The 9,390-nt window shown below is 44.1% G+C and carries 8 protein-coding genes; 4 read left to right on the forward strand and 4 right to left on the reverse strand.

Annotated elements, in window-relative coordinates; genetic code table 11:
• Positions 1–7: 7 nt before the first annotated feature.
• The gene (locus tag RH88_RS17860) at positions 8–1,549 is read left to right on the forward strand and encodes a YjjI family glycine radical enzyme (protein ID WP_005598627.1); all 1,542 of its coding nucleotides are present in this window, start codon (positions 8–10) and stop codon (positions 1,547–1,549) included.
• 16 nt (positions 1,550–1,565) lie between these two features.
• A complete protein-coding gene (locus RH88_RS17865) occupies positions 1,566–2,462 on the forward strand; it encodes a YjjW family glycine radical enzyme activase (protein WP_040758021.1) in 897 nt (298 codons plus the stop codon).
• Positions 2,463–2,569: 107 nt separating this feature from the next.
• On the opposite strand, the gene RH88_RS17870 is transcribed toward RH88_RS17865, so the two are convergent.
• From RH88_RS17870 to RH88_RS17885, 4 genes are all read right to left on the reverse strand, one after another.
• Positions 2,570–3,478, reverse strand: coding sequence for a LysR family transcriptional regulator (locus RH88_RS17870; protein WP_081467393.1), 909 nt, complete (start codon positions 3,476–3,478; stop codon positions 2,570–2,572).
• Between the two features lie 221 nt (positions 3,479–3,699).
• Positions 3,700–4,803 (reverse strand): phosphoribosylaminoimidazolesuccinocarboxamide synthase, encoded by a 1,104-nt coding sequence (locus RH88_RS17875; RefSeq protein WP_005598633.1) that lies wholly within the window; start codon positions 4,801–4,803, stop codon positions 3,700–3,702.
• Between the two features lie 266 nt (positions 4,804–5,069).
• Positions 5,070–5,465 carry a SulA-like leucine-rich domain-containing protein gene (locus RH88_RS17880; protein WP_005598635.1) on the reverse strand — a complete coding sequence of 132 codons (396 nt, stop codon included), beginning with the start codon at positions 5,463–5,465 and terminating at the stop codon, positions 5,070–5,072.
• A 243-nt stretch (positions 5,466–5,708) separates the two neighbouring features.
• A complete protein-coding gene (locus RH88_RS17885; protein WP_005598636.1) occupies positions 5,709–6,428 on the reverse strand; it encodes a glycerophosphodiester phosphodiesterase family protein in 720 nt (239 codons plus the stop codon).
• 641 nt (positions 6,429–7,069) lie between these two features.
• Between RH88_RS17885 and RH88_RS17890 the strand changes: the two genes are divergently transcribed.
• Together RH88_RS17890 and RH88_RS17895 are read left to right on the forward strand one after the other, a co-directional pair.
• Positions 7,070–8,041 (forward strand): TAXI family TRAP transporter solute-binding subunit, encoded by a 972-nt coding sequence (locus tag RH88_RS17890; RefSeq protein WP_005598638.1) that lies wholly within the window; start codon positions 7,070–7,072, stop codon positions 8,039–8,041.
• Positions 8,042–8,190: 149 nt separating this feature from the next.
• The coding region (locus RH88_RS17895; protein ID WP_138944307.1) for a TRAP transporter permease at positions 8,191–9,390 on the forward strand (1,200 nt) is incomplete at its 3' end.

Here is a 9,390-nt window from a genome sequence, read left to right on the forward strand (position 1 = left end):
ATACACCATGTCCAACTCTCTTAACGCTTTTCAACAACGTATTCACGCAATCGTGACGGATGCGAACCTTAACCCTAAGCAAAAGAATCAGTTTTTAGCTTTAGAAGCAGAAGCAAACTTGCCTTATATGCCAATTTCAAATGAAATTGCTAAAGCAATGGAAGAGGGTGTTTTATGTGACATGTTTGAAGGTCATGCGCCATTTAAGCCTCGTTATGTACTGCCTGATTACGCGAAGTTCTTGCAAAATGGTTCTGAATACCTTGAACTATCGGCGGCAGAAGATTTTGATGACGCACTGAACCTGCTGACGATTATCTATCACCACGTACCGTCAGTGACTAACATTCCTGTATATCTTGGTCAGCTTGATGATGTACTGATGCCATTTGTAGGCGATCTAACTGACGAGCAAATCTACACCAAGCTTAAGCGCTTCTGGATCATGCTGGATCGCACTTTGCCAGATGCGTTTATGCACGTGAATATTGGCCCTGCGGACAATATTATTTGTCGTACCATTCTTAAAGTAGACGCAGAGCTAAAGCAAATCGCGCCAAACCTGACTTTTATGTACGATCCTGCGATTACTCCTGATGATTTGTTACGCCAAGCCGCATCAAATATCTGTGAGTGCAGCAAACCGCACATTGCAAACTACCCGATGCACGCTCAAGCGTATGGCGACAAGAAATTCGGCATTGTGAGTTGCTACAACTCACTACCACTTGCTGGTGGTTCAAATACGCTAGTGCGTATGAACTTAAAACAAGCTGCAGCGAAAGCGAATGACAGTGATGATTTTATTGAGAACGTATTACCAAGCTACTGTGCTTTGATGATTGAACTGATGGATGCACGTAGTAGCTACCTGCATGAGCAATCTAACTTCTTCGAAGGTTTCCTAACCAAAGAAGGTTTGATTGAAGAGTCACGTTTTGCGCCAATGTTTGGTATTTATGGCATGGCAGAAGCGGTGGATGCACTGCTGACGAAAGAAGAGACCTCAGCGCGTTATGGTCAAGATGAGATTGCAAACCAACTGGGTCACCGCATTTCGGCTAAGCTAGCACAGATTGTTGAAAACTCACCAGTGAAATTTGGCTTAGAAGGTCGTGCATTATTACACGCACAAGGCGGTATTAGCCTAGATGAAGGTGTGACTCCGGGCGTACGTATTCCTTACGGTACTGAGCCAGATCCAGTGAGCTACGTGCAAGCAACGGTTGGTCATCACCAATACTACACTTCTGGCATCAGCGATATTTTAACCATCGATGAAACGGTTAAATCAAACCCAGAAGCGATGTTTAATCTATGTAAAGGTGCGCTAGCACTTGGCTACCGCGAGTTCACTGCTAACGTAGCATCAAATGATTTGATTCGTGTTACGGGGTATATGGTGAAGCTGTCTGACATTGCAAAATTTTCTGAATGTGGTTCACGTACCAACACCACTTGGTTGGGCGCAGAAGCGTCAGAAAGAACCGGTATCTTAGATCGCGCACCACGTGTGGTAAGCATGGAAATGTCACCAACTTACCGTTGATTTATTTCGTGATTTTATGAGTGACGCAATGGAAAAACAGGCGGTAGTCAGCCGAATTTTGAATTTCTCTTGTGTGGATGGACCAGGCAATCGCCTGGTCATTTTCCTTCAAGGTTGCAATTTCAATTGCCTCAATTGTCATAACCCTCATACGATCAATTACTGCAATCATTGCGGTGACTGCGTTGATGGTTGCCCTACAGGGGCGCTGACGTTTAGCACAAGTGAACTGCACGGCTTAAAACCTAAAGTGATTTGGGATGAAGCTAAGTGTACTCATTGCGATCAATGCGTCGATGTCTGCGGCAATAAGTCGAATCCGAAAGTTAAGCATTACACTGTTGAGCAAATGCTCGCGATCATTCGCAAACAGCAATTCTTTATCAGTGGTATTACGATTTCGGGTGGAGAGGCAACGGTACAATTACCGTTTATCATTGAGCTTTTTAAAGCGATAAAAGCCGATGTGACGTTACAGCACCTCAGTTGTTTTATTGATAGCAATGGTCATTTGAGTGCGACGGGTTGGCAACGGGTCATGCCTTATTTAGATGGCGCGATGATCGATCTTAAAGCGTGGCAGAATGACACGCATTTGTGGTTGATTGGACGTGATAATCACAAGGTCATGGCTTCGATTCAGTTGCTCGCAGAAGCAGGAAAGTTACACGAACTACGTCTACTGCATATTCCGGGTAAAAGCGATTTAGATAGCGAAGTTGATGCGGTGTCCGAGTTGATTAATCGCTTGCCGCTGGAAGTGACTATTCGCCTCAATGCTTTCCAACATCATGGCGTGATAGGTGAAGCATTGACGTGGGAGAAGTGCAGTAAGCAGCAGATGGAGTGTTTTCATCATGCGTTGCAATCTCGCGTACCGCATACCTTACAACTGCCAAGTATCTATATGTAGAAGCTTCAGCTAGTTGAACCGCTGCGCTGCTACAACCGAACTGAATAAATGTGGTATGGTGCTGACCATGCCGTATTTTTATTCCCACTACTCCTATCGCTTCCCGACTAATCCACTAATATTGCGTGCAACCATTGTAGTGCGGGATCGTTCAAACTGACCTCATTCCACACCAAACTATAAGCAACTTTACCATATTCAAAAGGAAGTGGTTTTTGTACCAACCCCTTTGCTTGAAACGCATGTTGCGCCCACATTTTAGAGCACGTCAATAGATACATGGAGTGATGACACATTACAGCCGCAGCGCCAAAGTCTGCCACCGACATCGCAACTCTTCGTGTGCCGTGTTGCTGCTTGAGGTTTTGCTCAAAGTAAGGCTCAGACAAATCGCGATCTTGAATGCCAATATGTTGGTAGGCAAGATAGTCTTCGGTGGTTAATGTTTTTTCGACCAGCGGGTGAGCGGGGTTCATTAAGCAGATCATTTCATCACTGAGTAATTGCTGCCATACCAATTCACGGCTTGTCGTCGGTGGTTGACTGATATCATGAGGCAAGATCATAAAGTCCACTTGACCGCGAATCAGCGAATCGAAGCTCATTTGTTCTTTAGCATAAACATTGATTTGATTCGCCAACGGAAGCTGCTCACGTATCAGGCTGATTTTACCCGCAAAGAGTTCAAAGGTGCTTTCACGCATCGAAAGCGCTATTGAGCCATTGAACTGTGCAGGATTAAATTCGCCTTGATGCAGTATGCCATTCATACTGGCCAAAATTTTATGAATTTGTGCGGCAATACCCAGCGCAAATGGCGTTGGGACGAGTTGCGAACCATCGCGATAAAACAGTTCGTCATTCAACTGCTCTCGTAATTGCGCCATGGTTTTACTTACACTTGATGGTGTGACGCATAACGTATTAGCGGTGCTAGTAACACTGTGAGTGGTTAGCATGACATGCAACACGGTTAAGTGCTTAAGGCTAATGCGAGAAAGGGCAATGAAATCCATAAGGGGCAGTAAATAGGCGGTACAAGTGGCTATTATAGACTGAACTTAAGCGAAGGCAGAAGGTTTAACGCAATCGCTTAAAGCGTGGTGTGTTCAAATGCTTTCGCGCGGGAAGTGCTAAACGGTGAGCAATAAAAAACGCGCTTTAAGTGTCAGCGCGTTTATCATTCAGTTGTGGTTCGACTTAGTGAACTTGATGATGAAGAGTCATCAGTACAGAACTAATCGATCAAACCGTACTGAGAGCCAAGAATATCGATAATTTCTTGCTTCGGATTATCACTTAACGTGATGGCTTTGCCGGTAATCTTTTCAGCAATCGCAGTGTAGGTCGTTGAGATATCCATTAAAGCCTCAAGTGGCAGTATATTGTTACGCGCCAATGCTTCACGTTCCGGCATACGATCTTTATTCAACAAGATGTCTGGGTCAGGGAAGTGGTTCAATAGGAATTGACGGAAACCTTCTTTAGAGTTCTCGACAATGTTGCCTTGTTGATACGCTTGTTTATCCCAAATGCGCGAGGAATCGGGCGTACCGACTTCATCCATATAGATCAGTTTTTCATTGCCTTTGGCATCGTGCACATAGCCAAACTCGAACTTTGTATCGACAAAGATTTGTTCCACTTCAGCCAGAGCGTTGCTAATCACCCCAAAACCTTCGCTCAACAGTTTCTCATACAAAGCGATGTCATCAGCTTTGCTAAAGTTAAATGCTGCAAAGTTTTCTTCGATGTTTTTGCGAGTAATGTTGACGTCATCGGCTTCAGGTACACCAGGAATACCTTTAAGAATACCTTTGGTTGAAGGGGTCATCAGTAATTCTGGCAGGGCTTTGTCTTTTTCTAATCCATCAGGAAGCTCAATACCACAGAACTCACGTTCACCTTTGCTATATGCACGCCACATGGAGCCAGTGATGTATTGACGACAAATCGCTTCGATCATGATCGGCTTGGCTTTTTGCACAATCCAAACCAATGGATGTGGAATATCAAGAATATGACTGTCTGCCAAACCATTATCTTTAAACAGCTTAAACCAATGATTAGAAATGGCGTTTAGTGCTGCGCCTTTACCCGGCACACCTTTTAGGCCACCTTCTCCATGCCAAATGCAATCGAACGCTGAGATGCGATCGCTGATCACCATAATGGCAAGAGGGGCATCTGGGGCAACATCATAGCCTTTTTCTTTAATAAGACGTTGGCTGTCTGCTTCGGTTAACCAATATACCGAGCGAACTTTACCACTGTGAACAGGCTTGTGAGTGCGAATAGGGAGATCGTCGTTTACGGCGAGGACTTGATCTGCGAGGCTCATGAGACATTCCTATCGTTTACATGAAAGAGAGTTTATCCGATTGATTGGCATCATACCCACATTTAACATAGGCCGCCAGATAAAAAGCAATCGTTTGCGCAAAAAGTTTGCACCGGGTAAATTCTATCTATACCAGAGCTAAATGATCGCTAAATTTGTCTGTGCATTATTGCGCGGTTTGAATGTCAGTAGCGTGGGTGTGATTGGGGAAAAGAAAAAGCCTCTCATGGAGAGGCGAAAGGCAATGCTGCAAATCGTCAAGCTTATTAGTGATACTGGTTTACTCTGCCCTCGACGAAAAAGACTTCACAGCCATGGGATAGTGCTAAATCTTTAAGGAGTGATTTATTTACGCTGTCGATTTGATTTGAAGCAACCACAGCGCTGGCATTACCCGATTGAATGGCTTTAATCACAATCTCTAGCTCAGACTGAGTATTAGAGGACTTCAACTGAATGATCTTTTGACAGACCACATTCGATGCCGCGAACTGTGCGTGATCTGGGCGAGGGCATTCAGCGGTGAAAAATATCCATTGCTGTTGCATAGAAAGACCCGCTAAACGATTCAAGACAGAGTCAGCGATGTTCATTGGCTGTGTTGGTTGCGCCAATACATTGTACTTCGAGTAAGAGTGACTGTGAGCTTGTGTATGAATCATATTAACTGTCCTTATATACATGCTGTATATCTATACAGTAGTAATTTTGCATGTATTGGTCAAGCGTTATGTTTGATTTATATACAGAGAAATTGTTCTTTTTAGAGGTGAATTGAGTTTAAATGATTGAATTTATGTGGTTTATTTTGTTTTTAGCTAAGAGTCTGTTCCCATCAAAATGTGATGAAAAACACATTTCGATGGGAAGTGGGGACTGGTGTTTATACAGTGGTTTGAATAGGTTTATTGTATAGGAGTGAGAAAGCGCTGCGGAAAATCGCTAAAAATGGCATTAACGTTTTGTAGATGTTTAAGCTGATTTGGGTTGTTTACCGTGAAACACCATACTTGGTACCCAGCTTGCTGTAATGTCGCAATTTGCTGTTTATTAGTGGTTTTAGCATTGAGGTTACACGCGACAGCATCGACTTCTTCGAGTAGTGCCCAATCACGCTGTGATAGTTTTTCACTTAACACCGCTATGGGGTAACCGAGTTGGGCTTTATGTACTTCTCTTAGCGTTTGATGATCAAAGCTAGAGATTAATACTCGTTCGGTAGGTAAAGAAAAATGCTCTAGTTGGCGTTTTAATTCTTGTACAACGGGGGCGTAATTTTGCGTGTCGACTTTAATCTCGATATTCAAACCAATATTGAGAGGCTGAATCAAACGCAATAATTGCTCAAGAGTGAGGATCGGTTGATAGTTAAACTGAGGTGAGAACCAAGCGCCAAAATCAAACTGCTGGATCTGCTCTAGTGAATAACTGTCTACACGCCCATGGCCGTTACTGCAACGGTCAATAGTATGATCGTGGCAAACCACTAATTGATGGTCCTTAGTCGGTTGAATGTCCACTTCAATCCATTCTAGACCCATGTCTATCGCAGCTTGAATACTCACAAGCGTATTTTCAGGGTATTGGCCGGCGACGCCTCGGTGGCCAACGATGGTAAGCGTCATAGAATAGCCTTACTGTCTGTTTTTATTCTGGTTCTATTTTAGATCGAATGTACTAGCGTCGATATGCTTTTCCTTAGAAAAAATCGTCTATCACAGAGATTGAATTATATTCACTCTGTTTCTCATCTACACGAAGTGAAGAACGTCACTAGGTTGACTCTAGATGCTGATTGAGCGTCAAGATAGGCCGTAATGGTGTAAAAAAGTATGATCCAGTTCAAAGTTCACTTTCTCTACCAATGAGAGTACGACATCCACTGCTTAGTTATTAATTCTTCCTTTAAAACAGGTGTTTAAGCTTACTATTTCTCCAAATTGGCTTTATTTGTGGTCAGTTAAATTTTCCAAATTATCGCCTGTTGAGAATTGGTGTTTTTTTGAGTGATTAACTTTGTGTTGGTGTGTGTTAATTTTTTGTTGGCAAGGTGATGTGCAATGGTTTCAAACTGACTTGGTAAGTTAGGGTTAAATTTTATTTATATGGCCATATTGCATAATTTAAGTCTGCCTTGCTCGGTTAATTGAGTTGTTTAACCTTGATTTTATAGGGTGGTTAGATGATTCGGAGTCGTCATTGATAAGACTACTGGAATGTGTGCAGATGCATAATTTTTCAGTAGGACTTTAGAAGGAATTTTCGAATGAAAGGATTAACTCTTGTCTCTACATGTGCGCTGGCAATAAGTGGTTTCTCATTTATTGGGAATGCTCAAGCGGCAGAACAATATATCACCATAGGTACTGGTGGTCAGACAGGTGTTTATTACGTAGCTGGGCAATCTATTTGTCGCTTCGTAAACAGAGGTGGTGACGATCACAACATTAAGTGTAATGCGCCAGCAAGTGGCGGCGGTGTTGCGAACGTTAATGGCTTGCGTAGTGGTGAATATAACTTCGGTATTATGCAGTCTGACCATCAATACAAAGCGCTAGAAGGTGTCGCTCCATTCCAAAATAGTCAACCGATGGAAGATATTCGCGCAGTCTTTTCTCTTCAAAGTGAAGTGTTTACCATTTTAGCGCGCAAAGATGCTGACATCGTCAAACTAGATGACCTTAAAGGTAAGCGCGTCAATATCGGTAACCCTGGTTCTGGACAGCGCGATACTTTTGAACAAGTAATGGAAGTGAAAGGTTGGCAGCCGTCGGTGTTTAGTTTGGTTGCGGATCTAAAACCTGCTGAGCAAGCGTCTGCGATGAGCGATAACAACATTGATGCAATGAGCTACTTTGTTGGTCACCCAAATGGCGCGATTCAAGAAGCCTCAACCACCACTGATGCTGTATTAGTCGCAGTGACTGGGCCTGAAATTGATAAACTGCTTGCTGAAAAAGCGTACTTTACAAAAGCGGTGATCCCAGGTGGCATGTACCGTGGTAATCCAGATGATACCCCTTCTATCGGTGGTAAAGCAGTGCTTTCAACCACAGCCGAAACCGATCCTGAACTCGTTTACCAACTGGTTAAATCGGTTTTCTCCAATATCGACCGTTTCAAACGTCTTCATCCAGCATTTAAAGATCTGCAAGAGAGTGAAATGATTGAAGTTGGTCTCTCTGCGCCACTTCATGAAGGAGCAGTGCGTTACTACAAAGAACGCGGCTGGCTGTAAATATTACTACAACAATAAACTTCCTCATGATGCTGATGAGCAAGCATCATGATGGAAAAGCGTTTCCCCTTTTTAACTAAGCCTTACTTCGGTGATTTTCGTAAGGCTTAGTCTTTTTACTTTGTACTGAAAATAACTAGAGAATAACTATGGATAAACCGATGTCTACCGCAGCACATGATGCGACGTCGGCTGAAGAGTTGATCGCCCAAGATGTAGGGGCGCGACTGCCAGGCGGCATAATGGAAAAATCCATTGCTTCATTGGCACTGCTTTGGTCACTATTTCAACTTTGGATTGCGTCTCCGTTACCTTTCATTGTCGGCTTTGGTGTGATGAATGACACCGAAACCCGCGCGATCCATTTGGGTTTTGCTTTACTGCTTGCCTTCCTTGTTTTCCCCGCGTTTAAACGCTCCCCGCGCGATCGTGTTCCTGTTACCGACATCATGTTCGGACTCATTGCCTGCGCTTCGTCACTCTATTTATTTGTGATGTATGAAGCCTTAGCGCAGCGCCCAGGAACATTGACCACGGGTGATTTTGTCACCGCGCTGATTGGTTTACCTTTATTGTTAGAAGCGGCGCGTCGCGTTCTTGGTCCAGCTCTGCCTATTATTGCGATCGTATTTATCATCTACAGCCTTGCTGGACCTTGGATGCCGGGCATCTTATCCCACCGTGGTGTTCAACTTGATGCGTTGGCGAACCACCAATGGATTACCACCGAAGGTGTATTTGGGATTGCGCTTGGCGTTTCAACCAGCTTCGTCTTCTTGTTTGTACTCTTTGGTGCACTGCTTGAGCGGGCAGGGGCGGGGCATTACTTTATTCAACTGGCCTTTAGTATGCTGGGCCATTTGCGCGGTGGGCCAGCAAAGGCTGCTGTCGTTGCATCAGGTCTTACGGGTCTTATCTCCGGCTCATCAATTGCCAACGTAGTGACGACAGGCACCTTTACCATTCCGATGATGCGAAAAGTCGGATTTAGCGCAGAAAAAGCCGGCGCGGTGGAAGTGGCTTCGTCGGTCAATGGGCAGATCATGCCGCCAGTGATGGGGGCTGCCGCATTTTTGATGGTGGAATACGTTGGTATTCCTTATGTTGAAATTATCAAACATGCATTTCTTCCAGCGGCGATTTCTTATATTGCATTGCTCTATATCGTTCATCTAGAAGCATTAAAATTGGGCATGCAGCCGCTTGAAACGGCACAATCCAAACCTTGGCTTACTCGTTTGACGGGCTTTGCGTTCGGCGTAACCTTAGTCAGCGGTTTATCGATGGCGGTCTACTATGGCCTTGGCTGGCTAAAACCCGCGCTGGGTGAGTATGCATTGCAAGGTGTC

The sequence above is a fragment of the Vibrio scophthalmi LMG 19158 genome (assembly GCF_000222585.1).
In the GTDB taxonomy this organism is placed as follows: domain Bacteria; phylum Pseudomonadota; class Gammaproteobacteria; order Enterobacterales; family Vibrionaceae; genus Vibrio; species Vibrio scophthalmi.

Bases quoted from the DNA above. Each gene is read 5' to 3' on its own strand.
- RH88_RS17860 (WP_005598627.1), top strand. From the start codon at position 8: ATGTCCAACTCTCTTAACGCTTTTCAACAACGTATTCACGCAATCGTG.
- RH88_RS17865 (WP_040758021.1), top strand. From the start codon at position 1,566: ATGAGTGACGCAATGGAAAAACAGGCGGTAGTCAGCCGAATTTTGAAT.
- RH88_RS17870 (WP_081467393.1), bottom strand. From the start codon at position 3,478: ATGGATTTCATTGCCCTTTCTCGCATTAGCCTTAAGCACTTAACCGTG.
- RH88_RS17875 (WP_005598633.1), bottom strand. From the start codon at position 4,803: ATGAGCCTCGCAGATCAAGTCCTCGCCGTAAACGACGATCTCCCTATT.
- RH88_RS17880 (WP_005598635.1), bottom strand. From the start codon at position 5,465: ATGATTCATACACAAGCTCACAGTCACTCTTACTCGAAGTACAATGTA.
- RH88_RS17885 (WP_005598636.1), bottom strand. From the start codon at position 6,428: ATGACGCTTACCATCGTTGGCCACCGAGGCGTCGCCGGCCAATACCCT.
- RH88_RS17890 (WP_005598638.1), top strand. From the start codon at position 7,070: ATGAAAGGATTAACTCTTGTCTCTACATGTGCGCTGGCAATAAGTGGT.